At 73.3% G+C, this 26,926-nt stretch carries 26 protein-coding genes and 1 riboswitch; of the genes, 8 read left to right on the top strand and 18 right to left on the bottom strand.

Annotated elements, in window-relative coordinates; genetic code table 11:
• Positions 1 to 38: 38 nt before the first annotated feature.
• The 8 genes from Sdi02f_RS00705 to Sdi02f_RS00670 all read right to left on the bottom strand — a co-directional run bounded on the left by Sdi02f_RS00705 (position 39) and on the right by Sdi02f_RS00670 (position 6,934).
• On the bottom strand, positions 39 to 1,013 hold the full coding sequence (locus Sdi02f_RS00705; RefSeq protein WP_108932495.1) for a polyprenyl synthetase family protein: 975 nt from the start codon (positions 1,011 to 1,013) through the stop codon (positions 39 to 41).
• A gap of 18 nt (positions 1,014 to 1,031) precedes the next feature.
• Complete coding sequence (locus tag Sdi02f_RS00700; protein ID WP_108932494.1) at positions 1,032 to 1,925, bottom strand: phytoene/squalene synthase family protein; 894 nt, start codon at positions 1,923 to 1,925, stop codon at positions 1,032 to 1,034.
• A 114-nt stretch (positions 1,926 to 2,039) separates the two neighbouring features.
• Entirely contained in the window at positions 2,040 to 2,885 is an 846-nt protein-coding gene (locus Sdi02f_RS00695; RefSeq protein WP_108932493.1) for an ABC transporter permease, read from the bottom strand.
• Positions 2,882 to 3,487 carry an ABC transporter ATP-binding protein gene (locus tag Sdi02f_RS00690; protein WP_031084440.1) on the bottom strand — a complete coding sequence of 202 codons (606 nt, stop codon included), beginning with the start codon at positions 3,485 to 3,487 and terminating at the stop codon, positions 2,882 to 2,884. Before Sdi02f_RS00690 ends, Sdi02f_RS00695 begins: the two co-directional genes overlap by 4 nt.
• A 215-nt stretch (positions 3,488 to 3,702) precedes the next feature.
• The gene (locus Sdi02f_RS00685) at positions 3,703 to 4,584 is read right to left on the bottom strand and encodes an alpha/beta fold hydrolase (protein WP_167458098.1); all 882 of its coding nucleotides are present in this window, start codon (positions 4,582 to 4,584) and stop codon (positions 3,703 to 3,705) included.
• Between the two features lie 197 nt (positions 4,585 to 4,781).
• Positions 4,782 to 5,360 carry a TetR/AcrR family transcriptional regulator gene (locus tag Sdi02f_RS00680; RefSeq protein ID WP_108932492.1) on the bottom strand — a complete coding sequence of 193 codons (579 nt, stop codon included), beginning with the start codon at positions 5,358 to 5,360 and terminating at the stop codon, positions 4,782 to 4,784.
• Between the two features lie 72 nt (positions 5,361 to 5,432).
• Positions 5,433 to 6,182: an SDR family oxidoreductase gene (locus Sdi02f_RS00675; RefSeq protein WP_031084434.1), complete on the bottom strand. Its 750-nt coding sequence runs from the start codon at positions 6,180 to 6,182 to the stop codon at positions 5,433 to 5,435.
• 14 nt (positions 6,183 to 6,196) lie between these two features.
• Positions 6,197 to 6,934 carry an SDR family NAD(P)-dependent oxidoreductase gene (locus tag Sdi02f_RS00670; RefSeq protein ID WP_108932491.1) on the bottom strand — a complete coding sequence of 246 codons (738 nt, stop codon included), beginning with the start codon at positions 6,932 to 6,934 and terminating at the stop codon, positions 6,197 to 6,199.
• Positions 6,935 to 7,051: 117 nt separating this feature from the next.
• On the opposite strand from Sdi02f_RS00670, the gene Sdi02f_RS00665 reads away from it, so the two are divergent.
• Positions 7,052 to 7,705, top strand: a complete 654-nt coding sequence (locus Sdi02f_RS00665; RefSeq protein WP_051909040.1) for a TetR/AcrR family transcriptional regulator — start codon at positions 7,052 to 7,054, stop codon at positions 7,703 to 7,705.
• A 166-nt stretch (positions 7,706 to 7,871) separates the two neighbouring features.
• Here the strand turns inward: Sdi02f_RS00665 and Sdi02f_RS36060 are convergent, their stop codons facing one another.
• Entirely contained in the window at positions 7,872 to 9,350 is a 1,479-nt protein-coding gene (locus Sdi02f_RS36060) for a serine/threonine-protein kinase (protein WP_078886533.1), read from the bottom strand.
• Between the two features lie 377 nt (positions 9,351 to 9,727).
• On the opposite strand from Sdi02f_RS36060, the gene Sdi02f_RS35535 reads away from it, so the two are divergent.
• Both Sdi02f_RS35535 and metE read left to right on the top strand, forming a co-directional pair.
• Entirely contained in the window at positions 9,728 to 9,901 is a 174-nt protein-coding gene (locus tag Sdi02f_RS35535; RefSeq protein ID WP_158716740.1) for a hypothetical protein, read from the top strand.
• Between the two features lie 50 nt (positions 9,902 to 9,951).
• Positions 9,952 to 10,172: riboswitch (cobalamin riboswitch) on the top strand.
• 170 nt (positions 10,173 to 10,342) lie between these two features.
• Complete coding sequence (gene metE, locus Sdi02f_RS00655) at positions 10,343 to 12,661, top strand: 5-methyltetrahydropteroyltriglutamate--homocysteine S-methyltransferase (RefSeq protein ID WP_030403495.1); 2,319 nt, start codon at positions 10,343 to 10,345, stop codon at positions 12,659 to 12,661.
• Positions 12,662 to 12,754: 93 nt separating this feature from the next.
• Here metE and aac(6') read toward each other — a convergent pair whose 3' ends face one another.
• Together aac(6') and Sdi02f_RS00645 are read right to left on the bottom strand one after the other, a co-directional pair.
• The gene (aac(6'), locus tag Sdi02f_RS00650; RefSeq protein WP_030403494.1) at positions 12,755 to 13,228 is read right to left on the bottom strand and encodes an aminoglycoside 6'-N-acetyltransferase; all 474 of its coding nucleotides are present in this window, start codon (positions 13,226 to 13,228) and stop codon (positions 12,755 to 12,757) included.
• Positions 13,229 to 13,339: 111 nt separating this feature from the next.
• Positions 13,340 to 14,368, bottom strand: coding sequence for a DUF6215 domain-containing protein (locus Sdi02f_RS00645; RefSeq protein ID WP_108932490.1), 1,029 nt, complete (start codon positions 14,366 to 14,368; stop codon positions 13,340 to 13,342).
• Positions 14,369 to 14,624: 256 nt separating this feature from the next.
• On the opposite strand from Sdi02f_RS00645, the gene Sdi02f_RS00640 reads away from it, so the two are divergent.
• The 4 genes from Sdi02f_RS00640 to Sdi02f_RS00625 are packed head-to-tail and all read left to right on the top strand — an operon-like array spanning position 14,625 to position 17,897.
• Positions 14,625 to 15,482 (top strand): TetR/AcrR family transcriptional regulator, encoded by an 858-nt coding sequence (locus Sdi02f_RS00640; protein WP_108932489.1) that lies wholly within the window; start codon positions 14,625 to 14,627, stop codon positions 15,480 to 15,482.
• A 45-nt stretch (positions 15,483 to 15,527) separates the two neighbouring features.
• Positions 15,528 to 16,421 carry a beta-keto acid cleavage family enzyme gene (locus tag Sdi02f_RS00635; protein ID WP_031035564.1) on the top strand — a complete coding sequence of 298 codons (894 nt, stop codon included), beginning with the start codon at positions 15,528 to 15,530 and terminating at the stop codon, positions 16,419 to 16,421.
• A gap of 28 nt (positions 16,422 to 16,449) precedes the next feature.
• Positions 16,450 to 17,421: a 3-hydroxyacyl-CoA dehydrogenase NAD-binding domain-containing protein gene (locus tag Sdi02f_RS00630; protein ID WP_030403490.1), complete on the top strand. Its 972-nt coding sequence runs from the start codon at positions 16,450 to 16,452 to the stop codon at positions 17,419 to 17,421.
• Entirely contained in the window at positions 17,418 to 17,897 is a 480-nt protein-coding gene (locus Sdi02f_RS00625) for a thioesterase family protein (protein ID WP_108932488.1), read from the top strand. The genes Sdi02f_RS00630 and Sdi02f_RS00625 overlap by 4 nt, the downstream gene beginning before the upstream one ends.
• A 97-nt stretch (positions 17,898 to 17,994) precedes the next feature.
• On the opposite strand, the gene Sdi02f_RS00620 is transcribed toward Sdi02f_RS00625, so the two are convergent.
• Together Sdi02f_RS00620 and Sdi02f_RS00615 are read right to left on the bottom strand one after the other, a co-directional pair.
• Positions 17,995 to 19,146: an enolase C-terminal domain-like protein gene (locus Sdi02f_RS00620; protein WP_030403488.1), complete on the bottom strand. Its 1,152-nt coding sequence runs from the start codon at positions 19,144 to 19,146 to the stop codon at positions 17,995 to 17,997.
• 123 nt (positions 19,147 to 19,269) lie between these two features.
• Positions 19,270 to 21,141: an ABC transporter ATP-binding protein gene (locus Sdi02f_RS00615; protein ID WP_051783610.1), complete on the bottom strand. Its 1,872-nt coding sequence runs from the start codon at positions 21,139 to 21,141 to the stop codon at positions 19,270 to 19,272.
• Positions 21,142 to 21,312: 171 nt separating this feature from the next.
• On the opposite strand from Sdi02f_RS00615, the gene Sdi02f_RS00610 reads away from it, so the two are divergent.
• Positions 21,313 to 21,993 carry a GntR family transcriptional regulator gene (locus Sdi02f_RS00610; protein WP_031084418.1) on the top strand — a complete coding sequence of 227 codons (681 nt, stop codon included), beginning with the start codon at positions 21,313 to 21,315 and terminating at the stop codon, positions 21,991 to 21,993.
• On the opposite strand, the gene Sdi02f_RS00605 is transcribed toward Sdi02f_RS00610, so the two are convergent.
• The 5 genes from Sdi02f_RS00605 to Sdi02f_RS00585 are packed head-to-tail and all read right to left on the bottom strand — an operon-like array spanning position 21,983 to position 26,882.
• A complete protein-coding gene (locus Sdi02f_RS00605) occupies positions 21,983 to 22,984 on the bottom strand; it encodes a proline racemase family protein (RefSeq protein WP_108932487.1) in 1,002 nt (333 codons plus the stop codon). The genes Sdi02f_RS00610 and Sdi02f_RS00605 overlap by 11 nt on opposite strands.
• Positions 22,985 to 22,986: 2 nt before the next feature.
• Positions 22,987 to 23,883 carry a dihydrodipicolinate synthase family protein gene (locus Sdi02f_RS00600; protein WP_030403484.1) on the bottom strand — a complete coding sequence of 299 codons (897 nt, stop codon included), beginning with the start codon at positions 23,881 to 23,883 and terminating at the stop codon, positions 22,987 to 22,989.
• Positions 23,880 to 25,337 carry an FAD/NAD(P)-dependent oxidoreductase gene (locus Sdi02f_RS00595; protein ID WP_108932486.1) on the bottom strand — a complete coding sequence of 486 codons (1,458 nt, stop codon included), beginning with the start codon at positions 25,335 to 25,337 and terminating at the stop codon, positions 23,880 to 23,882. The genes Sdi02f_RS00600 and Sdi02f_RS00595 overlap by 4 nt, the downstream gene beginning before the upstream one ends.
• Positions 25,330 to 25,584: a (2Fe-2S)-binding protein gene (locus Sdi02f_RS00590; RefSeq protein WP_030403482.1), complete on the bottom strand. Its 255-nt coding sequence runs from the start codon at positions 25,582 to 25,584 to the stop codon at positions 25,330 to 25,332. The genes Sdi02f_RS00595 and Sdi02f_RS00590 overlap by 8 nt, the downstream gene beginning before the upstream one ends.
• The gene (locus Sdi02f_RS00585; protein ID WP_108932485.1) at positions 25,581 to 26,882 is read right to left on the bottom strand and encodes an NAD(P)/FAD-dependent oxidoreductase; all 1,302 of its coding nucleotides are present in this window, start codon (positions 26,880 to 26,882) and stop codon (positions 25,581 to 25,583) included. Before Sdi02f_RS00585 ends, Sdi02f_RS00590 begins: the two co-directional genes overlap by 4 nt.
• Positions 26,883 to 26,926 lie beyond the last annotated feature (44 nt).

Below are 26,926 nucleotides of genomic sequence, written 5' to 3'. Positions count from 1 at the left end.
GAAGCCCGTGACCACCCAGCTCCTCGCGGTGGTCCGGCTCAGTGCTGTCGGTCGGCCGCCGATGTGGCCAGTTCGGCGAGCCGGGTGGAGTCCGGCAGGCCGGCGAGTTCGGTGTGTGCTTGTCCGGCGCAGGAGGACGCCATCCGGGCCGCCTTGGTGAGAGCGCCCGTGCGGGTCAGCACGGTGAGGACGTCCCGGTGCGCGGTGACGGGGTCGGTGCCGCCGCGGAACACGGCGGCCAGGCGGTTGCGGTCGGTTTCGTCCGCGGCCTCGTAGGCGAGCAGGACGGGCAGGGTGGGTTGGAGGTTGGCGACGTCGCTGGTGGCTGTTTTGCCGGTGACCCGGTCGTCCGTGGTGTAGGGGAGCAGATCGTCACGGATCTGGAAGGCCATGCCGAGCCGTTCTCCGTACCGGCGCAGGGCCTGGTGCTGCCGGGGGGCTGCTCCGGCCAGGATGGCGCCGGCCTGGCAGGCGGCGCCGGTCAGCGCGGCGGTCTTGGCCTGCATGACGTCCAGGACGGTCGGCACGCCGCAGGTCAGGTCGCCGCGGATCTCGGTTTCCCGCATGAAGCCCTGGCACATGTGCCGCAGGGCCTCGACGGTGACCCGTGCCGCGTGCAGCACACGTTCGGCGGGGCCGTCGCCGAGCAGGGCCGCGATGCCGGCCATCGACAGCCCGTCGCCCGCCACCAGGGCTTCGGCGAGGCCGTACTGCTCGGCGGTGGAGGCCCGTCCGCGGCGTACCGGGTCCTGGTCGATGATGTCGTCGTGGACAAGGCTGGCGACGTGCAGGCACTCGATGCCGGCCGCGAAGGCGAGCACCTGGTCGGCGGTGCCGCCGACGGCCTTGGCCGACTCCACGCACAGGACGGGACGCAGGAGCTTGCCCGACGGGAACAGCGCGTCCAGGCAGGCCAGTTCCAGCAGGCTGTCGCCGCTGCCCACCCGGCGCAGCAGTTCGGCCTCCAGGAGCGGAATGCAGGTGTCGTCGGCGGGGGTCGCGGCAACGGACATGACTCGTCCTTTCACAGGTCAGCAGGGGATCACGGTGCGCATGAGAGGGCGCCACACGTGGAGCAGGGTGCCCAGAGGGGGCTGCACCGGTCGGTGGAGGACGTCCTGGCCCGCGGCCAGCACCGCGTCGATGATCACGGCCATGTGTTCCCGGTGGGCGTGCCAGAGGCCGCTCAGGGGACCCAGGTCCACTTCCGCAGCCGCGTGCAGCCGTTCGGTGACGCGCTCGGTCTCGAACGCGATGAGGTCGGCCATGCCCGGGGTCCAGCGCTTGGCCTTGATGTCCTCGGCGCGCACGTCGAACCGGTCGAGGTCCTCCAGCGGCAGGTAGAGGCGTCCGTCGTCGAGGTCCTCCGACAGGTCGCGCAGCGCATCCGTCAACTGTGCGAAGACGGAGAGCTCGCGTACCGGCAGTTCCTGTGCGGGATCGGCCACGGCGCCCGTCACCCGGTAGACCATGGCCATCGGGCCGCCGGTCATCCGTACGCACCACCGGCGCAGTTCCTCGAAGGTGGCGAAGTCGCGGAAGTCGAGGTCCCGCCGCATCGCCGTGAACATGTCCTCGACCACCGACAGCGGAAGGCCGAACGTCCGGTAGGTGTGGACCGTGGCGTGCAGGACCGGATCGTGGGAGCCTCCGGCGGCGAACGCCGCCCAGGTGTCGTCGGCGAACGCGGCGAAGCGGCGCCGACGGTCGCCGACCGGGCCGGTGTCCACGCAGCGGTCGGCACGGCACCCGTGCGCGAGCAGTGCCGCGGCGTGCGGCCGAGCCTCTGCGCGGGCGCTGCGCAGGCCGTGCCAGCGAGCGGTCCCTCCGTCGGCGGTGGCCAACTCCCGTACGCACGTCGTGTAGCAGTGCCGAAGGACGGGATCGGTGATGTCCGCCGCGTCCAGCCATCGCCGTACCAGCATCGGTGAACCCTCTCTGCTCAACCGGCTCCCTTTCCGGGGCCGGGGCTTCGCTCTGTGACGCGGGTGCGACGCACCCCTGGGGGACCCGTGTGAGCCGTCGCACCGGGGCGTTGCTCAGCGGGGCGCCGACGGGGCCCGGGCCGCCGGGGGCGCTGGTGGCCGGTGTCCGGGTGGCCAGGGCAGGCGGAAGGGCCGCCGTGCGGTCAGGGCGTCCTTGGTACGGCGGTGGAAGGCGAGCAGGCCCAGGAGTGCGGCGCCGGCGAACCACAGGGCCTGGGCGGCCAGATCGCCGGGCAGGGGGTGGCCGGTGAAGCCCGCCGCGGTGGCGGCCTGCATCGTGCCGTAGGTGGGCAGGAGGTGCACGGCCGCGCTCTCGGTGCCGCCGCTGGCCAGGGGGCTCTGCAGTCCGACATCGACGAGGCTGGTCATGACCAGCGCGAACATGCCCTCCACCTCCCGGCGCAGCAGGGAGCCGAAGACGACACCGAGGGCCCCGTAGGTCATCGCCCCGCAGAAGAGGGCGGCGGCGAGCTGCACGGGCTGGCGCGGGCTCCAGGCGGTACAGATCACCGCGGTGGCATAGGCGGCGATGATGCCGGAGGCCAGGGCGAGGGAGGTGCTCTTGGCCAGGACGAGGTGGATGCGGGGGTAGCCGGACATGGCCAGCCGGCGGTCGAAGCGTCCGCCGCTGAACGTGACGGCGAACATCATGAACCCGGTGATCAGGGTGACGGCGTTGATGGCACCGGTGATCTGCGTGATCTGGTTGCCGGCCGGTGCCAGGAGGCGGCCGGTCGCGCGGAGCCGGAACGTCACGGTCCTGCTGGGAATGACGGCGTGGGCCAGGCTCGTCCAGGCCGGGATGAACAGGGCGACCAGGACCATGGCGAGCCTGTTGCGGGCGTGCTCGACCAGGTCGAAGCGGGCCGCCGTGAGGTACAGACGCACGTGCCGCCTCACGCCGGCACCGCCGTTGCGGGGTGCAGGACGCCGCCTCGAAGCCGCCACAACTCGTCCAGGCGCTCGGCGTCATAGGCCAGGTGCGAGACGACGAGGACGGAGCGGCCCGCGTCACGCAGCCGTGCGGCCAAGTCCCAGAAGCGCTGGTAGGTGTCCCAGTCGAAACCCTGGTAGGGCTCGTCCAGCAGCAGCACCTGCGGGTCGTGCATCAGCGCCAGGGTCAGGTTCAGCTTCTGGCGGGTCCCGCCGCTGAGCGCACCGGTCCGCTCGTCGGCGTACTCCGTCAACCGCAGTGCCTCCATGACCTCCGCGGTGTGCCGCAGGTCCGGCAGCCCTCGCGCGACGCGGAAGAACTCCAGGTGCTGGCGCACGGTCAGGGCGTCGTTGACCACCACGTCCTGCGGGCAGTAGCCGAAACGGCCGCCGTGACGGACGGTGCCACGCTGTGGGCGCAGTTCACCCGACAGGATCTTCAGCAACGTCGACTTGCCCGCACCGTTCTCCCCCACGATCCCGGCCAGCACACCGGGCCGCAGATCGAGGTCGAGGCCCCGCAGGACCTCACGACGACCGTACGCGTGACGCACATCCCGAACCTTCACCACACCCCCGCGCCCGAGGACCGTGGCACGCTCCTGCTGCTGACCACTCGCGGGCACCACAAAGCTAGGCACCACGCGCGGCCAGAACCGGGGCATGATCGTCGATTAGCCCGCACGAGTGAAGATCACGTTCTTCTCCGCAGGACCGACGAGGGAGGCGCCGTCGAGCGGCAGAGGGCGTGTGCGGGCCCTCTGCCGCGGCGGACGGACGCCGGTTACCGGTGGGCCGCCAGGAACGGCAGGACCACGGCGGCCATCTCGTCGGGGACTTCCTCCGCGAGGTCGTGGCCGGCGTCGAAGACGTGTCCGGTGACGTCGTGGGCCACGAGCCGCGCCTGGTCCTCGTTGCGTTCCCCGAGGAAGGCGGAGCCGCCGAGTGCCAGGACCGGGATGTCCAGCTTCTCCCGGGCGGCCCGCCGGTTCTGTTCGGCGTCGGTGAGCATCGCCCGGTAGACGGCGAGCATCGCGCGGATGCCGCCGGGCAGGGAATAGCAGCGCACGTACTCCTCGATCGCGTCGGGGGTGGCGGTGTCGGGATGACTGCGCTCGTTCTTGATCATGTAGGTGATCAGTTCGCGTTCGTGCCCGGCGATCAGCATCTCGGGGACGTCGGGCTGGAAGTAGAAGCCCAGGTGCCACAGGTGCATGCCGCCGGAGACGTTCTCCGGGGTGAGGGCGGTGTGCTCCTCGAAGCCGAAGCCGGGGAACAGCGCCTCGGCGAAGACGAGGGCGGTGGCGTGTTCGCGGTGGCGGGCGGCGAGCTGGTAGCCGATCACGGCGCCCCAGTCCTCGCCGACGACGGCGTAGGTCTCGTGGCCGAGGCGGGCCATCAGCTCGGCGACGTCATCGCTCATCGTCGCGGAGTCGTAGCCGCTCGCGGGGCGGGCCGAGTCGCCGAGACCGCGCAGGTCGGGCACGACGACGGTGTGGTGGGGCGTCAGCTTCGGGACCAGGTGGCGCCAGTGGTAGCCGGTCTTGGGCACGCCGTGCAGCAGCACCACGGCGGGGCCGGTCCCCGCCGTCCGGTAGTGCAGGCTCGTGCCGTTGACGGCGGCACGTCCGGTGCGCAGGGGCGTTGAGGTGTGGTCGTCCATCATGACGTGGTGCTTCCTGTCGTGGGTGCGTGCGGTGGGTCGGTCGGGCCTGCAGGCGGCCCGGGCGGTCGGCGCCGACGGCGGAGGCGCTGTCGGCACGGCCGGGGAGATCCCGTTATCTGTATCGACCGTTCCATTTTCGGGGCATGAGTTCGAGACGTGGGTTCGGGACGCGAGAACACCCGCAGGACGCGGGCGTCTCAGTCGAGGGCGGTCAGCGCGACCTCGACGAGCGGTTCCAGGCTGCGGGCGTCCGGCGTGATCTTCGAGGTGACCAGCAGCCCGTTGAGGAAGGTGATCAGAAACGCGGCGGCCGTGTGCGGGTCGTGGCGCGCCGCGATCTCGCCCCACTCCGCCGCCGCCCGCAGCACCTCGGCCAGCGCCTCCCGGCTCGCCTCCTGCATCTCGCGCACGGTGCGCCGGGTCGCCGCGTCCTGAGGCACTCGCTCGCAGACGGCGTTGACGGCCAGACAGCCCTTGCCGCCGCTCCCGACGGCGATGCGGATCCGCTCCGTCAGCAGCGCGCGGATCGCCGCGCGGGCACCCGCCCCCTCCTCCAGACTGCGCAGGGCGTCCGCCGCGAGGGTGGTGCGGTAGTGCTCCAGCGCGGCCCGGTAGAGGCCGTCCTTGTCGCCGAACGCCGCGTACAGCGACCCCTGTCCGATCCCGAGGTGCTGCGTGAGGTCCCGCACCGAGGTCGCCTCGTAACCACGCGTCCAGAACAGGTCCATGGCGCGGCTCACCGCCGCCTCGGTGTCGAATTCCCGGGTCCTTGCCATGACGTCACCGTACCTTATCTGGATCGGTCGCTCAAGAAAGAGGGCTGCGACACCGGGCCGCGGTCGCCGTGCTCAGTAGGCGAGTTGGCCGATGCCCCCGTCGACCCTCAGGACGGTCCCCGCGGTGTAGGCGGATTCGTCCGAGGCGAGATAGACGGCCGCCTTCGCCAGTTCGGTGGCGGTTCCCAAGCGGTGGAGGGGCACCGTCTGCCGGAGTTCCTCGTAGAGGGCGGCCCGGCGCTCGGGGCCGAGGGACGCGAACGCGTTGGTGACCGTCGGGCCCGGGCTCAGCCCGTTGACGCGGACGCCCCGGTCCTTGAGCTCATGGGTCAGCCCGCGCGTGTACGAGAGCAGGCCCGCCTTGGCCGCGCCGTAGACCGTCGCGTTCTCGTGCCCGATGTACGCGGAGACCGAGCCGACGAGAATGACCGAGGACGGTTGCGCGAAGAGTGGCAACAGGTCTCTGATCAGGAAGAACGGCGCCTTGAGATTGGTCGCGACGAGCCTGTCGAACGCCTCCTCGGTCCACGCCTCGATGGGGAGGTGGGTGACGTCGGCGGCGTTGCTCATCAGGACGTCGAGCTTCGGCCACTCCTCCCGGAGCCGGGCCGCGAGCGCCGCCTGGCCGGGTACGTCGCCGGCGTCGCTGACGATGGTCAGCAGCGGACCGTCCAGCTGCCGGGCCGCGGCGTCCAGCCTTTCCCGGGAGCGGCCGGTGATGGCGACCGTGGCCCCCTCGGCGAGGAACTCGCGGGCCGTTTCCAGGCCGATGCCGCTCGTCCCCCCGGTGATCAGGGCGTGCTTTCCCTCAAGTCGGTGCATGGTCCTCTCCCTTCTCAGATCGCGGTGCGGCCGCCGTCGGCGGCCACGATCGCACCGGTCATGTAGCTGGCCCGGTCGCCGGCGAGAAAGGCGACCACCTGGGCCACCTCGGCCGGGTCGGAGGTCCGCTGGAGTGCGGTGGTCAGGCCCATGCCGCCCATGTCCGGCCCCATGGCCGCGACCACCTTCGAGGTGCGCATGGGCCCCGGGACGACGGCGTTGACCCGCACGCCCGACGCGGCGAACTCCGCCGCCCAGGTGCGGGTCAGCGATTCGAGCGCCGCCTTCGTGGCGCCGTAGACGGCCATGCCCGGCATGCCGAGGCCCGCCGCGGTGGAGCTGACGTTGACGACGCTGCCCCCGCCGCCCGCGGCCATCTTCTCCGCCAGCAGCGCGGTGAGCAGGAACGGGGCCCGCACATTGACCGCGAAGGCGGTCTCGTAGCTCACGAGGTCCTGTCCGGTGGTCGGGGAGAACATCATGAGGCTCGCGTTGTTGACCAGGATGTCGACCGCTCCGGCCTCCTCGGCCAGCCCGTGCGCGCCCGCCGCGTCGGACAGGTCGGCGGCGACGAAACGCACCGAACCGGCGGTCGCGCCGAGGTCCGCCACGACCTGCGCGCCGCGCTGGGGATCGGTGCCGGTCAGGATCAGGTCGGCGCCGCCCGCGGCCAGCACCTTCGCTGTCGCGTGCCCGAGTCCGCCGATCGCCCCGGAGCCCGTGACGAGGGCCGTCTTGCCTGCGAATTCCATGGTCGTGCCTTTCACGCCGGCCAGTGCGACCGACTTCTGTGCGTCCGTTCAAAAAGTAATCGCGACCGGAAGCTACGACTTCTTGAACGGCAAGTCAAGAAGTCGTAGGATCGACACGTGGCACGAACCGGACGCCCCCGCGAGTTCGACAGGGAACAGACGCTGGAGCGCGCACTCACACTGTTCTGGTCCCGCGGGTACGGGGCGACGTCGATCCAGGACCTGGTCGACGCGCTGGCCGTCGAACGCGGCAGTCTCTACGGGACCTTCGGCGACAAGCGCCGCTTCTACCTCGAAGCCGTCAGGCTTTACTGGGAGGTCTACGAGCGGCACCTGACCGCCACGCTGGACACCAGCCCGCTGCTGCCCGCCCTGCGCGAGATCCTGACCCATCCCGCGCGGCTGGACGAGCTGATCTCCGACATGGGCGTGCCGCAGGGCTGCCTCGTCGGCAACACGACCGCCGAACTCGTCCCCCAGGACGGCGAAGCCACGGAGGTCGTCACCCGCTCCTACCACCGGTTCACCGACATCGTCACCGACGCGCTGCGCCGCGCCCAGGCCGCCGGTGAGGTCACGGACGAAGCCCGCCCCGAAGCCCAGGCCCACATGCTGCTCTACCTGGTCCAGGGGCTCTCGCTCGTATCGAGGGCGGGGCTCGACCGGGCCGCGGCCCTGGCGGCGATCGACACCGCGGTGGACGGACTACGGGCGCGACCGAAGCCCTCGGGGGCGACGCGCGGCGGCCCGGTCCACGAGCCGGCCGGGTGAACGGTGGCGAACGGTCCGGCTCCCGGCGTCGGCGGGGCGCGGTCCGTCCGTACGCGTCCGAGCCCGAGGACGGCCGGTGTGCACCTCGCGCCGGGCAGCGACACCTTCGGCGGCCGGGGCGTGTTCGGAGCCGAGCCGAACTCATGGGGGCGGCCGGGGCCGGACCTCAGCGGTCGGCGAACCCGGTGTGCGTCAGGGTCGCCACGACGCCCGCCACCTTCACGTCCACGACGACCTTGCCCCTGGTCCACCGGGTCGACGTGCCGTCCGGAGCGCCCAGCGTCTCCAGGACCGACACCGGCAGGCGTTCCCGGTCCCGGGGCTCCGGATAGAAGACGACCAGGCTCATCTCGCCGCGGTTGTTGAAGGCGTACTGCGTGTCCATCGTGATTCCGCAGAACGTCTCGGGGCCCCGCCCCGTGACCCACCACTCGCCGTTCTGCTGCGCCGCGTCCGGGAACCTCGCCCGGAAGTCGGCGACGCGCGCTCCCCAGGGCAGGCCGTTCCAGCCCTGCGCGACGGAGCGTTCGCCGAAGGGGGCCGGACCGGCGTCCTCCGGCGTTCCGGCGCCGTCCTTGCGGCGGGTGGGGAGGAACCGTGCCAGACCGCGGCGCCGGGGAGGGGAGGAGGGCGGCGCGCCGGGCGCGGTGTCGTCCATCCTCGTGTCGCCGTCCCGCGGCCCGTGGACCGCCGTCTCGTCGTCGGGGGCGTCGGGGGCGTCGGCGTCGTCGTCGGCGAGGGTGGTGACGCCGTCGTGCGCGGACGTGGTTCCGACGCCGTGTGCGGCTCCGAACTCGTTGATCATGCGGGTGATCGCGGGCGGCAGCCAGGCGTCGGCGGCGTCGGCGTGCGAGAGGGAGCCGAGGAGGTCGCCCGGGGTGGGACGGGCGTCGGGGTCCTTGGCGAGACACGCGGCGACCAGGCCGCGCAGTTCGTGGTCGACCGGGGTGAGGTCCGGTTCCTCCTGCACGATGCGGTACATCATCGCCGCGGGGTGCCCGTCCCCGAACGGGCCGCGGCCGGTGGCGGCGAACGTCAGCACCGAACCGAGGGCGAACACGTCGCTGGCGGGACCGACCTCGCGGTCCCCGCGCGCCTGTTCCGGCGACATGTAGGCCGGGGTGCCCGGGACGACGCCGCTGACCGTGTGCGACGTGGCCTCCAGCGCCCGCGCGATGCCGAAGTCGATGACGCGGGGTCCGTCGGCCGCCAGGACGACGTTGCCCGGCTTCAGGTCGCGGTGCACGAGGCCGCACCGGTGAATGGCGTCGAGCCCCTCCGCCAGCCCGGCGGCCAGGACCCGCAGCGCCCTGGTCGGCAGCCCGCCGTGGGCGCCCACCACCGTGTGCAGCGAGGGCCCGGGGACGAAGGCACTGACCAGCCAGGGGCGTTCCGCGTCCGGGTCGGCGTCGACGACCTGCGCGGTGAAGAACCCGCCGACCCTCCGCGCCGCCTCGACCTCCCGCGCGAAGCTCCGCCGGAACCCGGCGTCGGCCCCGTACTCGGGGCGCACCACCTTGACGGCGACGGGTCTTCCGCCCGCCGACCGTCCGAGGAACACCTGCCCCATGCCGCCGGCGCCGAGTCGGCCCACGAGGCGGTAGGCGCCTATGCGGTCCGGATCCCCTGCTCGCAACTCTTCCATGGGCCCCCCTGGTCACCCGACTTGGGGGAGATCTTCCCAGAAGCGGACCCGATACGCGGGCCGATGACGGCTTCGTCCTCCCACGCCCGGCGACTTCCGGCCGCCCACGGCCCGCTCCCGGCCCGGCCCGCCATCCGGGGCATGAGCACCAACAGGCCCCTGACCGCGTCGTCCACTCCTTTCCCGTCGCCCTCGTCGGCACCGTGCCCTCCGGGTGTTGACACGGCACACCCCTTCCCGTTTGCCCGACGCGGTCGGCGCCCTCTACGGCGAGGAGTCGGGCCGGCCGGGGTGGACCTGGCCGGCGTCCCGTCGCACCGCCGGGGCGTCGGCGGCGTCCGCGCCGAGACCGACGCGCCCCGCTCGTCACTCGCGGCATGCGCGAGGCCGCCCTTCACCTGCCCGAGGTCCCGGACGCCCCGGCCCGCCCGGTCGCCGCCGTCACCGACGCGATGGCCGGCGTCCTCGGCGAGGAGATCCGCGAGGAGGCCGTCGTGACGATCGCCGGCGTGCCGGACGGCCGCACCGGGATCGCCGGCACGGTGGCCTGAACCGGCGCACCGCGGTGAATGTCCTGCTGTTCCTCCCCCGGCCCACCCCGTAGGCTGACCACGCAGCCGGTTCGCCCCGTCCGCCAGGCGGGGTGTCGCAAGAGGGAACCCGGTGGGAATCCGGGACTGCCCCGCAGCGGTGAGTGGGAACGACCGCCGTCATACGCACTGGGCCCGACGTCAGGGCCCGGGAAGCGACGGCCAGTAGGTGTCCTCCGGTCCGGAGGACGTGCTCGCGAGTCCGAAGACCTGCCGACTGCCCGCGTGCGGAGCGTTCCGCGCGTGGACATCCCGGTGACCTCGAGGGCGGGTCGGCGTACACACCGGACGGAACGGCCGTGCTCGTACGGCGTGGAACCGTTGCCGTCCGGTTCGTCGGACCCTTCGCGCTCTCGTCCCGTCTCCGGGATCTCAGGGATTCATCTCGCGAAGGAGATCTCCGTGACAGCGAAGTCCGCAGCCGCGGCAGCACGGGCCACCGTGTACGGCTACCCCCGCCAGGGACCCGACCGGCAGCTCAAGAAGGCCGTCGAGGGGTACTGGAAGGGCCGCGTCGGCGCCGACGCCCTGCGCAGGACCGCGTCCGAGCTGCGCCGCGGCACCTGGCGCCGGCTCGCCGACGCCGGTGTCCACGAGGTGCCCACCGGCGACTTCTCGTACTACGACCACGTCCTCGACGCCACCGTCATGGTCGGCGCGATCCCCGAGCGGCACCGCGCCGCCGTCGACGCCGACGCGACCGACGGCTACTTCGCCATGGCGCGCGGCACCGAGGACGTGGCTCCGCTGGAGATGACGAAGTGGTTCGACACCAACTACCACTACCTCGTCCCGGAACTCGGCCCGGACACCGTCTTCACCGCGGACTCCACCAAGCAGGTCGCCGAACTGAGGGAAGCCCTCGCCGAGGGCCACTCCGCCCGGCCCGTGCTGGTCGGCCCCATCACCTACCTCCTGCTCGCCAAGCCGGCCCCCGGCGTACCGGCCGGCTTCGAACCGCTGACCCTGCTGGACCGGCTGCTGCCCGTGTACGCCGAGGTGCTCGCCGACCTGCGCGCGGCCGGTGCCGAGTGGGTGCAGCTCGACGAACCCGCGCTGGTGCAGGACCGCAGCCGGGCGGAGCTGCACGCCGCCGAGCGCGCCTACCGCGACCTGGGCGGCCGCACCGACCGGCCCAAGCTGCTCCTGGCCTCCTACTTCGACCGGCTCGGCGACGCTCTGCCGGTCCTGGCGCAGGCCCCCGTCGAAGGTCTCGCCGTGGACTTCACCGAGGCCGCCGCCGCCAACCTCGACGCGCTGGCCGCCGTCGGCGGGCTGCCCGGGAAACGGCTGGTCGCCGGTGTCGTCAACGGCCGCAACATCTGGATCAACGACTTGCAGAAGTCGCTGTCCACCCTCGGCACGCTCCTCGGACTCGCCGACCGGGTCGACGTCGCCGCCTCCTGCTCCCTGCTGCACGTGCCGCTCGACGCAACCGCCGAACGGGACATCGACCCGCAGATCCTGCGCTGGCTCGCCTTCGCCCGGCAGAAGACCGCCGAGATCGTGACGCTGGCCAAGGGCCTGGCCCGGGGCACGAGCACCATCGCCGGTGAACTCGCCGCCAACCGCGCCGGACTCGCCTCCCGGGCCGGCTCGCCGATCACCCGTGACCCGGTGGTGCGGGCCCGCGCCGGGGCCGTGACGGACGCCGACACCCGCCGCTGCCGGCCGTACGCCGAACGGGCCGCCGCCCAGCGCGCCCGCCTCCGGCTGCCGCTGCTGCCGACCACGACCATCGGCTCCTTCCCGCAGACCGGCGAACTCCGTGCCGCCCGCGCCGACCTGCGCGCCGGCCGCATCGGCACCGCCGGCTACGAAGAGCGCATCGAGGCGGAGATCCAGGAGGTCGTCTCCTTCCAGGAGAAGACCGGCCTGGACGTCCTCGTGCACGGCGAACCCGAACGCAACGACATGGTCCAGTACTTCGCCGAGCAGCTCACCGGCTACCTCGCCACCCGGCACGGCTGGGTCCAGTCCTACGGCACCCGCTACGTCCGCCCGCCGATCCTGGCCGGGGACGTCTCCCGCCCCCGGCCGATGACGGTGCGCTGGACGACGTACGCCCAGTCGCTCACCGGGCGGCCGGTCAAGGGCATGCTCACCGGGCCGGTCACCATGCTCGCCTGGTCCTTCGTCCGCGACGACCAGCCCCTCGCCGACACCGCCCGCCAGGTCGCCCTCGCCCTGCGCGAGGAGGTCGAGGACCTGGAGGCCGCCGGTACCCCGGTCATCCAGGTCGACGAGCCCGCGCTGCGCGAGACCCTGCCGCTGCGGGCGGCCGACCGGGACGCCTATCTGGCGTGGGCCACCGAGGCGTTCCGGCTCAGCACGAGCGGGGTGCGGCCGGACACGCAGATCCACACCCACATGTGCTACGCCGAGTTCGGCGACGTCGTCCAGGCCATCGACGACCTCGACGCCGACGTCATCAGCCTGGAGGCCGCCCGCTCCCACATGCAGGCGGCCCGCGAACTCGCCGCCCACGGCTACCCGCGCGAGGCCGGACCCGGCGTGTACGACATCCACTCCCCGCGCGTGCCGGGCGTCGAGGAGACCGCGGACCTGCTGCGCACCGGTCTGCGCGCCATCCCTGCCGAACGGCTGTGGGTCAACCCCGACTGCGGGCTGAAGACCCGTGCCTGGCCCGAGACCCGCGCCTGTCTGGAGAACCTGGTCGCCGCCGCCCGCACCGTCCGGAGCGAGCTGGCGTCCTCCTGACCGGGACCGGGGAACCCGGCGGGCCGGGACGCCGTGAGCGTCCCGGCCCGAGCGGGCGCCGGTCGCGGAGCGGCCCGGGCCGTGTCGCTCGGGTCAGGTCAGCTCGGCCGCGAGCAGGTCCATCAGCAGACCGTCCTGCCAGGTGCCCGTGCGGTGGTCGCGGGCGTAGGCCCGCATGATCCCCACGGGTTTGAAGCCGACCCCGGCGTAGCAGCGGATCGCCGCGGTGTTGGCCGCGGCGGGGTCGATGGTCAGCCGGTGGTGGCCGCGTTCCTCCACCAGCCAACGGGCCAGCGTGCGCACCGTGTCGGTGCCGAGTCCCTTCCCGTGCTGCCGTGCCGTCAGGAAGATGTCGATGCCGGCGTGGCGGAACTCGGGATCGGTCTCCTCGTGGAACTGGACCGCGCCGACGACCTCACCCTCGAAGACGACGGCCAGCATGCCCCCGTAGTCCTCGGGGGGCGACCACCACGCCGCGACCTCCGGTTCCCGCACGATCCTGTCGAGGGTCCCGATGTCGCTCCCGGTCACCGCACGCAGCACCACTTGATTCCCGTGCAGCCTCATGCCCTCGGCACGTCCTTCCGCGTCGGTGGGCCCGTCCCGGGCGGGCGAGCGCCCCAGGATGCCTCAGGGTGAGGTGGGGAACAAGGGACCGCCCTCCCGGCCGGCGGCCTGTCACACGGTGCGCCCGGGGATGGCCGGGAGGATGCTCTCGGTGATGCCGAGGAGGGTGTCGTCGTCCGGGAAGGCCCCGGAGGTGCCCCACACGGTGATCTCGCAGTAGCCGCCGCCGTCCTTCGCGTCGAGGGCCACGGCCAGCGTTCTGGCCGGGGGACCCTGCTCGACCGGTCCGCCGGACGCGTCGCCGCCGAGATCGATCTCGATCTTCATGGTGTGGTCCGAGGAGAGGACCGCGGGCCGGCCGAGGACCTTCAGCCTCCTGACGTCCGTCTCCTGCCCGTACTCCGTCAGTTTCCCGTACTGGCCGATCGACAGGTTGTTGTAGGTGACCGAGACGTTCACGGTGTAGGTGTCGAACTCGACCTGCGCCTCCGGCCGGGCGACCTTGCCGTCGGTCAGCGGAGCGGTGCCGTTGGAGGCGGACGCCGCGGTGGCGGTCTCGGCCGGCGTGCCGAGGAGCCGGGCCAGCTCGGGTGTGTTGAGCGCCTCGCACAGTTCGGCGCCGGTCACCGCCCGGGGTGTCTCCTTGTAGGCGCCCGGCAGTTCCGTCTCCTGGGCGTCCGGGCACGAGACGGCCCCCGGTGCGCCGTGGGCCTCGGAGGGCAGCAGCTTCGGGCCGAGCCACACCGCGGCCGCCAGCGCGGCGAACACGGCGACGGCCGCCAACGCCTGGCCCCACGCGTTGGGTTCCATCTCCCGGACGGGCGTCGCCCGGGCGGCCCGGGCGGGACGCGGCTGCCCGGGAGGCTCGGCGTGCGACGCCGTCGGGGCGGGAGCGCCGGCGCCCGTCCCGTCGTCCCCGGAGGCGGCCGTGCCGCGGTTCCGGCGTGCGCGCAGCGCCTGGACCACCGTGTGGACGCGCACCGCGGTGAACACCAGGAACAGCACGCCGAATCCGGCCGGGGCCCACTCGCCCTCGTCGAGCCCGAGATACAGCAGGCGTACGCCCAGAAGCGACCCGACCAGGACGAGGAGGGGCTCGCGGACCCAGAAGGGCAGGAGACGGACGAGGAAACCGAGCATCCGGCGATCTCACCAGGGCAAGATCGCCCCGGCCGTGATGGAAGCCACAATTCCGGCTCGGTGCTCAACCGTGATGAAACAGCTCCGCGGCCACCTCTGGGGCGGAACAGCGGTGCGTTGCGATCCTGACTGACACGCAAGTCAGGGCCGCACTACGGTTGACTACGGCTGACTACGGCTGGAAACCAGCATCTTCTTGCACACCTCGCACACCAGCGGTTGAGTTTTTCGCAACACGTGCCTAGGGTCGTGGCCCGTGGAAACCGACGACGCCCTCGACGGCGCACCGCCCGCCGACACCGCCGCCCGCGTCCGCGAGGTCATCGCGGCCGCGGGGGTGAGCCAGCGCGAGTTCGCGCGCCGGGTCGTCATGGACCCGTCCAAGCTCTCGCGTTCGCTGAGCGGCACCCGCCGCTTCACGGCCGCGGAGCTGGCGCGGATCGCCGACGAGGGCCGGGTCGACGCGGGCTGGCTGCTCGGCACCCGGCCGCGCGAGAAGGCCACGGCGCCGGCCGCCGGCGTCGAGGGCGGCCGGCCGCTGCAGATCGTCCGCGAGACGGTCCGGCTGATCGCGGAGCACGGCTTCCACGCGGTGCGGGTCGCCGACATCGCCCGCGCCTGCGCCACCAGCAGCGCCGCGATCCACTACCACTTCCCCGGCCGCGCCGAACTCCTGGAGGCGGCCGTGCGGTGGTGCATGGACGAGGACACCGCACACCGCGCCGCCCTCCTCGCCGAGGCCGACGACGCGGCGGCCGAGCTGCGCCAGCTCATCGCGCTGCAGACGCCGCGCACCGCGCAGCAGCGCCGCCAGTGGGCGGTGTGGCTCGACCTGTGGGCCGAGGCCGCGCGCTCCACGGCGGTGGGCCGGCTGCACTCCGAGTACTACCGGCAGTGGCGCGAGACCGTCGCCGACGTCGTACGCCGGGGGATCGCCCAGAGCGTGTTCCGCGCCGGGGCCGATCCCGAGGCGGCGGCGCTGACCCTGACGGCACTGATCGACGGCCTGGCGACGCACGTCCTCTCGGTGGAGGGGCCGTCGGCCGACCGCGCGGCGGACGCGATGCACGCGGCGCTGACCACCCACGTCACCCACACGATCCTGGCTCCGTAGCCCGGGAACGTCCCCAACAGCGGCAAGATTTCGGGAGGCCCCCGCATGCCCATGACCGAGAACGTCATCATCACCTGCGCGCTCACCGGCGCCGGCGACACCGTCCGCAAGAGCCCCCACGTCCCGGTCACCCCGGAGCAGATAGCGAGGAACGCCGTGGAGGCGGCCGCTGCCGGGGCGGCCGTCGTCCACATCCATGTGCGCGACCCGGAGACCGGTGCACCCTCGCGCGACCCGAAGCTGTACCGGGAGGTCGTCGAGCGCGTCAAGGAGACCGGCACCGACGTCGTCATCAACCTCACCGCCGGCATGGGCGGCGACCTGGTCATCGACCCGGACGAACCGCTCACCCACCTGCCCGGCACCGACCTCGTCGGGGGCCTGGAGCGGCTGCCGCACGTCGAGGACCTGCTGCCCGACATCTGCACGCTGGACTGCGGCTCGCTCAACTTCGGCGACGGCTCCAGCCTCTACGTCTCGACGCCCGACATGCTGCGCGCGGGCGCGCGGCGCATCCAGGAGCTGGGCGTGCGGCCGGAGCTGGAGATCTTCGACACGGGACAGCTCTGGTTCGCCAAGCAGCTGCTCGCCGAGGGCCTGCTCGACGACCCGACCGTGTTCCAGCTCTGCATGGGCATCCCGTGGGGCGCGCCCGCGGACCCCGGGGTGCTCCAGTCGATGGTCAACATGCTGCCGGAGGGCGCCCGTTGGGCGAGCTTCGCGCTCGGCCGGATGCAGATGCCGTGGGTCGCGCAGTCCATCCTGCTCGGCGGGCACGTCCGGGTGGGCCTGGAGGACAACCTGTACCTCGGCCGGGGCAACAAGGCGACCAACGCCCAGCTCGTCGAGCGGGCGGTCACCATCACCGAGTCGATCGGCGCCCGCGTCGCCACACCGGACGAGGCCCGCGCCGCCCTCGGTCTCAAGCCGCGCCAGTAGCCCGCCCCGACGACGAAGGAACCCCCTCATGAACACACCCGGGACGACCGCACCCGAGAACGTCCGCCGTGTCGCCTGCGTCGGCGCCGGAGTCATCGGCGGCGGCTGGGTCGCCCACTTCCTGGCCCGCGGCTACGACGTGACCGCCTGGGACCCCGCGCCCGACGCCGAACGCAGGCTGCGCCGCCTGGTCGACGCGGCGTGGCCGGCGCTCACCTCCCTCGGTCTCGCCGAGGGCGCGTCGGCGGACCGGCTGACCGTCGCGGACACCTTGGAACAGGCCGTGGCCGACGCCGAGTTCGTCCAGGAGAGCGCGCCCGAGAAGCTCGACCTCAAGCGTGACCTGCTGGCCCGCCTGGACGCGGCGGCGCCGCCCGGCGTCGTCATCGCCTCCTCCACCTCCGGCTATCCGATGACGGACATGCAGACGTCGGCCGCGGACCCCTCGCGCCTGGTCGTCGGACACCCGTTCAACCCGCCCTACCTCATCCCGCTCGTCGAGGTCGTCGGCGGCGAACGCACCGACGCGGCGGCGGTCGCCTGGGCCGCCCGCTTCTACGAGGTGGCGGGCAAGTCCGTCATCACGATGGACGGCGAGGTGCCGGGCTTCATCGCCAACCGCCTCCAGGAGGCCCTGTGGCGCGAGGCGCTGCACATGGTCGCGAACGGCGAGGCGACGGTCCGGGACATCGACCTGTCGATCACCGAGGGACCCGGGCTGCGCTGGGCGGTGATGGGGCCGATGCTGACGTTCGCGCTCGCGGGCGGCGAGGGCGGCATGGCGCACATGCTGGACCACTTCGGCCCGTCCCTGAAGTCGCCGTGGACACGGCTGGAAGCCCCCGAGCTGGACAAGGAGTTGTACGACGCCGTGGTGGCGGGCTGCGACGAGGCGGCGGACGGCCGTTCCCTCGCGGACCTGGTCGCCGAACGCGACCGGGGTGTCATCGACGTCCTGCGCGCCACCGGCCGCCTGGACCGCGGGGAGGGTGCCCGATGACGGGGCTCCCGCTGTTCCGCGGCACCGTGCGCCCGGAGTGGATCGACTACAACGGCCACATGAGCGAGGCCTTCTACGTCCTCGTCTTCGGCCACGCCACGGACGCGCTGATGATCGAGACGGGCCTGGACTCGGGCTACCGGGAGTCCACGGGCTGCTCCCTCTACACGGTCGAGTCCCACATCCGCTACCTGAGGGACGTGCCGGAGGCCGCCCATCTGGCCGTCCGGACACGCGTGCTGGGCGCGGCCGCCCGCAAGGCGCGTTTCGTGCACGAGATGTACGTGGTGCCCGGGCCGGAGTCGGAGCCGGCGCCCGACGCGGCCCCGGCGGCGACGACCGAACTGCTCGCGGTCCACGTCGACCAGCAGGCGGGCCGGGCCGTCGAGTTCCCGGAGCCGGTCCGGCGCCGCTTCGCGGAGCTGACCGAAGCGGCTCCCGACTGGGCGGGCCGCTCCATCGCCGCCGTGGCCTGACGCGCTCCGCGCCCGCGGCTGTGACGCGCCGGCCGGCGGCCCCGGTTCGCGCCCTCGCCGTCGGGGCCCGGACCTCCCCGGTGGAGCCGGGCCCCGGTCAGGACGGTCGTGTGCCGTGGACGCGGTAGGGCTCCGCGTCGGCCCACTTGACGTCGAGGCCGAGTCCCGGCCGGCCGGTGTCGGGGCGCAGCGTCCCGCCCTCGGGCGACAGGGTGCCGTCGAACAGCAGGTGCTCGACGCGCACGTGGTCGTGGAAGTACTCCAGGTGCCGCAGCCGGCGTACGGCGCAGAAGGCGTGGGCGGAGACCGCCGGGGCGCAGTGCGCGGACAGGTCGAGGTGCCGGACGGCCGACAGGCCGGCGATCTCCAGGAGGCCGGTGATGCCGCCGCAGCGGGTCACGTCGGCCTGGAGGCAGTCGACGGCCGGGCCGGCCGGGCCTTCGACGAGGTTGGCGAAGTCCTGGGCGGTGAAGGCGTACTCCCCCGCGGTGATCTCCAGCCGTGCCGGTCCCCGCTCGCGCAGCATCCGCAGGCCCTCCAGGTCCGCCGAGCCGACGGGCTCCTCGAACCAGCGCACGTCCCACTCGTCGTGGAAGCGGTGCGCCCAGTACAGGGCCTCCTTGCGGCCGAGGGCGCCGTTGGCGTCGGTGAACAGTTCCGGGCCGCTGCCGATCGCCTCGCGTACGGCGGTGAGGCGTCCGGCGTCGTGCTCGGGCCGGCGCGAGGTCTTGAGCTTCACGCGGGGGATGCCCTGTCCGACCCAGCCGCCGATCTGGTCGGCGAGCCGGTCCAGGGGGTAGTTGGTGAAGCCTCCGCTGCCGTAGACGGGCACCCGGTCGTGCTGGGCGGGCAGGAGGCGGACCAGGGGCAGGTCCAGCAGTCGCGCCTTGAGGTCCCACAGCGCCACGTCGACGGCGGACAGGGCCATCGCCCCCACGCCGGGACGGCCCGCGTTGCGCATCCGCGCGGCCATCCGCCGGCTCAGCGCCGCCGGTGAGCCGACGCTCGCGCCCTCGATCACGGGGACCAACTGCGAGCGCGCGAAGGTGGCGGCCGAGACGTCGCCGTAGGTGTAGCCGAGTCCGGTCCTGCCGCCGGCGTGCACCCGGACGAGGACGAGGGTGGTGGCGTCCCATTCCAGGGTGCCGTCCTGCTCCTTGCCGTCGGGGCCGTCGGTGGGCACCTCGAAGGCGTGCACGTCGACCGCGTCGACCGTGCACGCGTCGAGGGGATCGGCGTCCTGGGGCATGGCTCTCTCCTGGGCGGGCGGGGAAGGACACTCTCGGAGTGCCTTCCCCGGCCGGGGGCAAACCGGACGACGGTCACTCGTTCGGTCGTCCCGCCGGCCGGGCCGCCCGCCCCGGAGCGGCCGTCACACCACCGGTACGGGGTCGGCCGGGCCGTGCGGGTCGCCGGGGCCGGGCCCCGGGGCGGGGTGTTCGAGGGCCGGTTCGGCGGCCTCGCCGAGGAAGCCGCCCGACTGGTGCTGCCACAGCCGGGCGTAGGCGCCGTCCGTCGCGAGGAGCTTGTCGTGGCTGCCCTGCTCGACGACGCGTCCCCGGTCGAGGACGACGAGGCGGTCCATGCCGGCGACGGTGCTCAGGCGGTGGGCGACCACGAGGGCCGTGCGTCCGTCCATGAGCCGCCACAGGGCGTCCTGGACGAGGATCTCGCTCTCCGAGTCCAGGGCGCTGGTCGCCTCGTCGAGCAGCAGGATCGGGGCGTCGCGCAGGATGGCCCGGGCCAGGGCGACGCGCTGGCGCTGGCCGCCCGAGAGCTTCACGCCCCGCTCCCCCACCAGCGTGGCGAAGCCCTCGGGGAGCTGGTCGGCGAACTCCGTGACGTGGGCGGCCGCGGCGGCCGCGCGGATCTCGTCCTCGGTGGCGCCGGGCCGGGCGAAGGCGATGTTGTCCCGCAGGCTGCGGTGGAACATCGCGGGTTCCTGCGGGACGTAGGCGATCAGTGAGCGCAGGTCGCTCTGGCGCAGCCGGCTGATGTCCTGGCCGCCGATCAGGATGCGTCCCCGGTCGAGGTCCGACATCCGCAGCAGCAGCCGGGTGAGGGTGGTCTTGCCCCCGCCGGACCTGCCGACCAGGCCGAACCGGGCGCCCGCCGGGACGTCCAGGTCGAGCCCGCGGAAGATCGGCTCGGCGCCCGCGTGGGCGAAGGTCACCGCCTCGAAGCGGACGCCGGTGTCCCGGGGCGCGAGCGGTTCGGGGTCGACGGCGTCCAGCACGGTGGGCGGGTCGAGGAGCAGCTCGGTGAACTGCGCGGCCTCGGTCATGGAGCTTTCCAGCCGCCGGTAGATCTGGTTGAACTCGAACATGATCTGGGTGGCGTTGGAGTAGTAGGTGAAGGCGACGACGACCTCCTCCACCCCCTGGCCCGGGCCGCCGAGGGCGAGGACGACCACCAGGCCCAGCACGTTGGTCAGGACGGACAGGGGGGCGATCAGGGTGTCGACGCGCAGGTTGCCGTAGTCCCAGGACCTCAGCGTCAGGCGCCGGGACTCCGCGACCCGGCTGCGGTGTTCGGCGCCCTCGCGCCGTTCGGCCGCGAACGCCCGGATGGTCTCCATGTTCGCGAGACTGTCGGCGACGTGGCCGGAGACCCGGGCGATCGCCGCCTCCCGGTCGTTGACGAGCCGCTGCCTGCGCCGGATCAGCGGGGTCGCGGCCGTCGCGGTCAGCACGAGCATCACGAACAGGACGACTACCAGCATCGGTTCGTAGCTCCACAGCACCACGGCCCCGAAGAGCAGGGGGACGAGGCTGCCCACGATGCGGTACGTCAACGTGTCGGTGAAGTCCTCGAAGCGCTTGCCGTAGCTGAGCACCCGTTTGGTCAGGGAGCCGGCGAAGTTGTCGTGGAAGAAGGCGGCGTCCTTGGCGAGGAGTTCGTCCATGCCGCTCACGTAGAGGTGCTCCATGCCGAGGGCGCACACCCGGTTCAGGCAGTGCTGCCCGATCCGCCAGACGGCCTCGGCGAGCAGCAGCGTCGCACCGAAGCCCAGCACGTACGGCAGTGCCGGGCCGAGGGCGAGACCGTCGCCGGCCGCCTGTCCGGCCAACTTGGCGATCAGCAGCGGGGCGACGTAGCGGATGCCGATGTTGCCCACGGCCGGCAGCAGCAGCGCGGGCAGCGCCAGGCGGCGCAGTCGCAGCAGTTCCAGGCCGTAGTGGCGCAGCGCCAGGACGACCGCGCTCCTGCCGGGCGCCGGTCCTCGCGATTCTGTGGTCCCCATCACACTCCCGGTGGTTCGGAAGCCGGAAGTCTCCCGTCCAACGAGGCGCACAGTCCAGGCATTTAACCCGGACCGTCGAGAATCGGACACCCCACGCCGGGGCCGGACGGCCTGCGCAACGTGACATTGTAAAGTGGCATCCCCCTTGGCCGGCCGGACGCAGGAGCACGGATGCCGCATCTCAAGTCCCAGGCGATCCCCGTCCAGGCCCCTCTGCGCGACCAGGTCGCCGAAGCGCTCCGTGCCGCCCTCATCGCCGGTGACCTGCGGCCGGGCGTCGTCTACTCCGCCCCCACCCTGGCCGCCGAACTCGGCGTCTCCGCGACCCCGGTGCGCGAGGCCATGCTGGACCTGGCCCGGGAGGGCCTGGTCGAAGCGGTGCGCAACAAGGGCTTCAGGGTCACCGAGATGACCGAGCGGGACCTCGACGAGTTCACCGAGATCCGCACCCTGATCGAGGTGCCCACCGTGGGACGGGTCGCGACGACGGCGACCGCGGAGCAGCTGGAGGCCCTGCGGCCGTCGGCGCAGGAGATCGTCACCGCGGCCCGGGAGCACGACGTCCTCGCGTACGTCGAGGCGGATCACCGGTTCCACCTCGGGCTGCTGTCCCTGGCGGGCAACCACCATCTCGTGCAGGTGGTCGCCGACCTGCGCACACGCTCACGTCTGTTCGGGCTGGGCAGCCTGAACGAGACGGGCCGGCTGGTCGCTTCCGCCGAGGAACACGTCGAACTGCTGGATCTGATGGTGGCCGGGCGCGGCGCCGAGGCCGAGGAGTGCATGCGCCGCCATCTCGCGCACGTCCGCACCCTCTGGGCGGAGGGCACCGCCCGGCCCCTCAGAGGGTGAATCCGGCCGGGTAGGGGTCCGTGGGGTCGAGCAGGTACTGCGCGGTGCCGGTGATCCAGGCCCGGCCGGTGACGGACGGCAGGACCGCCGGACGGCCCCCGACCGTCGTCTCGCCGAGGATCCGGCCGACGAACCGGGAGCCGATGAACGACTCGTTGACGAAGTCCCGGCCGGTCGGCAGCAGGCCGCGGGCGTGCAACTGCGCCATCCGGGCGCTGGTGCCCGTGCCGCAGGGCGACCGGTCGAACCAGCCCGGGTGGATGGCCATGGCGTGCCGCGAGTGTGCGGCGGTCGAGCCGGGGGCTTCGAGATAGACGTGGTGGCACACGTCGATCTCGGGATTCTCCGGGTGGGACACCGGGTTCTGCTCGTTGACGGCGTCCATGACGGCCAGTCCGGCGTCGAGCAGCCGCTGCTTGTGCGCCCGTCCGAAGGGGATGCCGAGGTCGTCGGTGCGGACGAAGGCGTAGAAGTTGCCGCCGTAGGCGATGTCGTAGCGCACCTGCCCGTATCCGGGGACGTCGACCACCTGGTCGAGCGCGTGGCAGTACGACGCCACGTTCTCCAGGGTCACCGACTCGGCGTGGCCGTCGCGCACCCGTACCCGGGCGGTGACCAGTCCGGCCGGGGTGTCGAGCCGGACCCGGGTCTCCGGCTCGGTCACCTCGACCATCCCGGTCTCGACGAGGACCGTGGCGACACCGATGGTCCCGTGACCGCACATCGGCAGGCAGCCGGAGACCTCGATGAAGAGCACCCCGTAGTCGGCGTCCGGACGGGTCGGCGGCTGCAGGATCGCCCCGGACATCGAGGCGTGCCCGCGTGGTTCGCACATCAGGAGGGTGCGCAGGTCGTCGCGGTCCGCGACGAACCGCTGCCGCTTCTCGGACATCGTCGCGCCGGGGAGGACGCCCACGCCGCCCGTGATCACGCGGGTGGGCATGCCCTCGGTGTGCGAGTCGACGGCGTGGTAGCAGACCGTCGAGCGCATCGTCAGTTCACCCCGGCGTCGATCAGGGCCTGGGTGGCGGCGCGCACGACGGCCTCCGTCTCCGGGGCCAGCGGCTGCCGCGGCGGCCGGCACGGCCCGCCCCGGCGGCCGGTCAGCTCCTGGCCGAGCTTGATGGCCTGGACGAACTCCGTCTTGCTGTCCCACCGCAGGACCGGGTGCAGTTGGCGGTAGAGCGGCAGCGCCGTCTCCAGGTCGCCCCGGACGGATGCCTCGTACAGGGCGAGGCAGGCCCGGGGGAAGACCTGCGGGTATCCGGCGACCCAGCCCTTGGCGCCGGCCAGGGCGACCTCCAGCACGGTGTCGTCGGTGCCGATCATGAGGTCGAGGCCGGGGGCGAGCTCGGCGATCTCGTAGCAGCGCCGGACGTCGCCGGAGAACTCCTTGACCCCGACCACGAACCCTTCGGCGTACAGCTTGGCCAGCAGGTCGGGGCGCAGGTCCACCTTGGTGTCGACGGGGTTGTTGTACGCGGTGACGGGCAGGCCCGCCGAGGCCACCAGTTCGAAGTGTTCGAGCACCGCGCGGTCGTCGGCGCGGTAGGCGTTGGGCGGCAGGCACATGACCGCCTGGCAGCCCGCGTCCTTGGCGAACTGCGCGTGCCGCTTGGCCTCCCGGCCGCCGTAGGCGCCGACGCCCGGCATGACGGTGAACCCCTCGGGCGCGTGGGCGACGGCGGTCTCGACGACGCGGTCGCGCTCCTCGTACGTGAGGGTCTGGTACTCGCCCAGCGACCCGTTGGGCGCGACGCCGTGCATCCCCTGCTCGGCGAGGTGGGCGACGCTCTCGCCGTAGGCGCCGAAGTCGACCGAGAGGTCGTCGTGGAACGGCAGGCCGGTCGCGACGATGACGCCGTGCCAGGGCTTGCGGGTCTCGCTCATGAACACTCCTTGTCGGGTTCAGCGTTGTCCGTCGGTTCTTCGTCGAGGCCGGCGAGCGCACCGAGGGTGACGGGCGTCGCGACGAGCCGTTCGGCGGGCTCGTAGGCCCGTCCCCGTGCCGTGAGGCAGTGCACCGCGGGACCGCACATCCGCCCCTGGCACCAGCCCATGCCGGCCCGGGTCAGTTGCTTGACCTGCCGGTGGTCGTGGGCGCCGTCGGCGCGGGCGGTCCGCACCGCCCCGGCGGTCACCTCCTCGCAGCGGCACACGACGGTCTCGTCGGTGAGCCACGCCGGCCAGGCGCGCGGCACCGGGTGGGCCAGCGCCATCGCCCGGGCGAAGGCACGCTGCCGGGCCACCGCCGAACGCACCGCGGTCCGGGCCCTGTTCGCCGGTGCGGGGGCGGCGGCACCGGAGTCGGCGAGGACCGACCAGGCCGCCAGCCGGCCCTCGTGCACGGCGAGTGCCGCACCGCCCACCCCGCACGTCTCACCCGCGGTGTAGAGACCGGGGACGGTGGTGCGCTGCCCCGCGTCGACGGCAGCCACCGCGTTGCCGTCCGCCGACTCGGTGAGGGCGCAGCCGAGGGGGACGAGCAGGTCGAGCTGGGGGGCGAAGCCCCAGCCGACGCCCACGGCGTCGACCTCGACCCGGCGTTCCGTACCCGGGCGCGGGCTGCCGTCCGGCGCCAGCGGGGCGAGGCGCACCGCCGTCACGCGTGCGCCGCCCTCCGCGGCGACGATCGCCGTGCGCGGGCGGACCGGGACGCGGTGGCGGGCGAGCGTGGCGGCGTAGGAGGCCCCCTCGGCCCACTTGCCGGGGTTGCGCAGCAGCGGGCCGGGGTGGCGCAGCCAGGCCCGAGGGTGGGCCGCCTCGCACACCGCGACGACCTCGACGCCGCGCGCGGCGAGACCGGCGGCCACCGGCAGCAGGAACGGCCCGGTGCCGCCCAGCGCCACGCGGCTCCCGGCCGCCACGCCGCCGCCCTTGAGCAGCGCCTGCAGGCCGCCCGCGGTCAGGACTCCGGGCAGGTCCCAGCCCGGGAAGGGCAGTTGCCGGTCGTAGGCGCCGGTCGCCACGAGGAGCCTCGGCGCCCGCAGGACGGCCGCGGTCTCGCGCGGCGCGTCGCGGCGGTCGACCACGTGGACCGCGAATCCGTCGCCCTCGCGGACGGCCGACCACGCGTGGTGCGCCAGGCGCAGGTCGAGCCGGCCCGCCGAGCGGTGTGCCGCCAACGCCCGGCACAGGGCACGGTACCGGCCCAGGCCGTGGTGCAGGTCGTCGGTCGGTACGGCAGCTCGCGCGTGCTCCGGCGGGTGCCGCCAGTACTGGCCGCCGAGGGCCGTTCCGGAGTCCAGCAGGACGACGCGCAGGCCACCGGCGAGCGCCGTGGCCGCGGCGGTCATGCCCGCCGGGCCCGCTCCCACGACGACGAGGTCCACGGGCTCACTCATCGTCGTCCTCCCGCGTCGTGACGGTCATGCCCGGCCGGGCCGGGAGCAGGCAGGCGCGCTGCCCGCGGGCCCCGTCGACCGTGACGAGGCAGTCGAAGCAGACGCCGATGCCGCAGAAGACGCCCCGGGGGCGCCGTCCGACGCGGGTGGTGCGCCAGGCGACCCGGCCCGCGGCGACGAGGGCCGCGGCGACGGTCTGTCCCTCGACGAACGGCAGGGGGTCGCCGTCGACGACGATCTCGCTCACTGGGGCGCACCTCCGGGGGTGAGGAAGCGGTCGGGCAGGAGACCGGTGTGCGCGGCCGGGTCGGCGTCGCGCCAGGGCCGGCCGAGCAGGTGGGCCGTCACCAGGGCGCCGGTCCCGGGGGCGAGGCCGATGCCCGCCCCCTCGTGGCCGCAGGCGTGGACGACGCCGGGCACGCGCGGGTCGGGGCCGATCACCGGCAGGTGGTCGGGACAGTACGGCCTGAAGCCTCGGTAGGCGCGCATCAGGTGGACGCCGCGCAGGAAGGGGAAGAGCCGGCACGCCTGTGCGGCGAGCCGGGCGACCACGGCGGTGTTCAACGTCGTGTCGAAGCCGACGCGCTCCCGGCTGGCGCCGACGAGGATCGTGCCGCCGCGCGTTCCCTCCACGACGCAGGAGGTCTCCAGGCCGGCGTCGGAGGAGGCGACGTTGGCGACGTAGTCGGCGGAGTAGACCTTGTGCCGGACCATCGGCGGCAGCGGTTCGGTCACCAGGACGAAGCCGCGGCGCGGCAGCACCTCGACGGGCGCACCGAGCCGCCGGCCGACCTCGCCGCCCCAGGTCCCGGCCGCGTTGACGACGGCGTCGGCGGGCAGGACCTCACCGGCGGCCGTCCGGACGCCGGTGATCCGGCCGCCGGGGACCGGGCCTTCGGGGACCGGGCCTACGGGGGCCGGACCGTGTGAGGTCGGGCCGTGCGAGGTCGGGCCGTGCGAGGTCGGACCCAGCGGGGTCGGACCCAGCGGGGTGCGGTCGCCGTCGCGGGTGGTCAGGGCGCCGACGACCTCCCCCGTGTGGAAGCGCGCTCCGCGCCGTACGGCGGCGCGCAGCAGGGCGGCCGCCGCCAGCACCGGCTGGACCTGCGCGTCCTGCGGGTAGTGCACGCCACCGGGGATCCCGGGGGCGAGGTGCGGTTCGAGGTCCCGCACCCGGTCGACCGGCTCGGCACGGACACCGGCCGCCTCCTGCCGCGCGGCGAACTCACGCAGCGCGGCGAGGCTCTCGTCGGTGCTCGCGACGACCAGGCCGCCCTTGGGCTCCAGTTCGAGGGTGTCGGCTCCGAGTTCGCGGCCCGCCTCGTCCCACAGGGTGCGGCTCAACCGGGCCAGGGCGAGTTCGGGACCGGGTTCCTTGTCGGAGAGGAGGACGTTGCCCTCTCCCCGGCTCGTCGTCCCGGCGCCCACGGGTCCGCGGTCGACGACCGTGACGTCCAGGCCCGCCGAGGCGGCGTGGAAGGCGCAGGCGGCTCCGACGACTCCCGCCCCCACGACGACGACCTTGAGGGTCAACGGCTCCTCCATCCATGCGTCACACCGCGCTGTGCAATGTCACATGCCATGGGTGA

The organism is Streptomyces ardesiacus (assembly GCF_003112575.1).
Taxonomy (GTDB): domain Bacteria; phylum Actinomycetota; class Actinomycetes; order Streptomycetales; family Streptomycetaceae; genus Streptomyces; species Streptomyces ardesiacus.
The sequence above is the reverse complement of the archived record's forward strand: the minus strand, read 5'-3'. Positions and strand labels throughout refer to the sequence as shown.

Coding starts and splice junctions, on each gene's coding strand:
- Sdi02f_RS00705 (WP_108932495.1), bottom strand. CDS start 1,013: ATGTCCGTTGCCGCGACCCCCGCCGACGACACCTGCATTCCGCTCCTG.
- Sdi02f_RS00700 (WP_108932494.1), bottom strand. CDS start 1,925: ATGCTGGTACGGCGATGGCTGGACGCGGCGGACATCACCGATCCCGTC.
- Sdi02f_RS00685 (WP_167458098.1), bottom strand. CDS start 4,584: ATGATGGACGACCACACCTCAACGCCCCTGCGCACCGGACGTGCCGCC.
- Sdi02f_RS00680 (WP_108932492.1), bottom strand. CDS start 5,360: ATGGCAAGGACCCGGGAATTCGACACCGAGGCGGCGGTGAGCCGCGCC.
- Sdi02f_RS00675 (WP_031084434.1), bottom strand. CDS start 6,182: ATGCACCGACTTGAGGGAAAGCACGCCCTGATCACCGGGGGGACGAGC.
- Sdi02f_RS00670 (WP_108932491.1), bottom strand. CDS start 6,934: ATGGAATTCGCAGGCAAGACGGCCCTCGTCACGGGCTCCGGGGCGATC.
- Sdi02f_RS36060 (WP_078886533.1), bottom strand. CDS start 9,350: ATGGAAGAGTTGCGAGCAGGGGATCCGGACCGCATAGGCGCCTACCGC.
- Sdi02f_RS35535 (WP_158716740.1), top strand. CDS start 9,728: ATGCGCGAGGCCGCCCTTCACCTGCCCGAGGTCCCGGACGCCCCGGCC.
- Sdi02f_RS00645 (WP_108932490.1), bottom strand. CDS start 14,368: ATGCTCGGTTTCCTCGTCCGTCTCCTGCCCTTCTGGGTCCGCGAGCCC.
- Sdi02f_RS00635 (WP_031035564.1), top strand. CDS start 15,528: ATGCCCATGACCGAGAACGTCATCATCACCTGCGCGCTCACCGGCGCC.
- Sdi02f_RS00630 (WP_030403490.1), top strand. CDS start 16,450: ATGAACACACCCGGGACGACCGCACCCGAGAACGTCCGCCGTGTCGCC.
- Sdi02f_RS00625 (WP_108932488.1), top strand. CDS start 17,418: ATGACGGGGCTCCCGCTGTTCCGCGGCACCGTGCGCCCGGAGTGGATC.
- Sdi02f_RS00620 (WP_030403488.1), bottom strand. CDS start 19,146: ATGCCCCAGGACGCCGATCCCCTCGACGCGTGCACGGTCGACGCGGTC.
- Sdi02f_RS00615 (WP_051783610.1), bottom strand. CDS start 21,141: ATGGGGACCACAGAATCGCGAGGACCGGCGCCCGGCAGGAGCGCGGTC.
- Sdi02f_RS00610 (WP_031084418.1), top strand. CDS start 21,313: ATGCCGCATCTCAAGTCCCAGGCGATCCCCGTCCAGGCCCCTCTGCGC.
- Sdi02f_RS00605 (WP_108932487.1), bottom strand. CDS start 22,984: ATGCGCTCGACGGTCTGCTACCACGCCGTCGACTCGCACACCGAGGGC.
- Sdi02f_RS00600 (WP_030403484.1), bottom strand. CDS start 23,883: ATGAGCGAGACCCGCAAGCCCTGGCACGGCGTCATCGTCGCGACCGGC.
- Sdi02f_RS00595 (WP_108932486.1), bottom strand. CDS start 25,337: ATGAGTGAGCCCGTGGACCTCGTCGTCGTGGGAGCGGGCCCGGCGGGC.
- Sdi02f_RS00585 (WP_108932485.1), bottom strand. CDS start 26,882: ATGGAGGAGCCGTTGACCCTCAAGGTCGTCGTCGTGGGGGCGGGAGTC.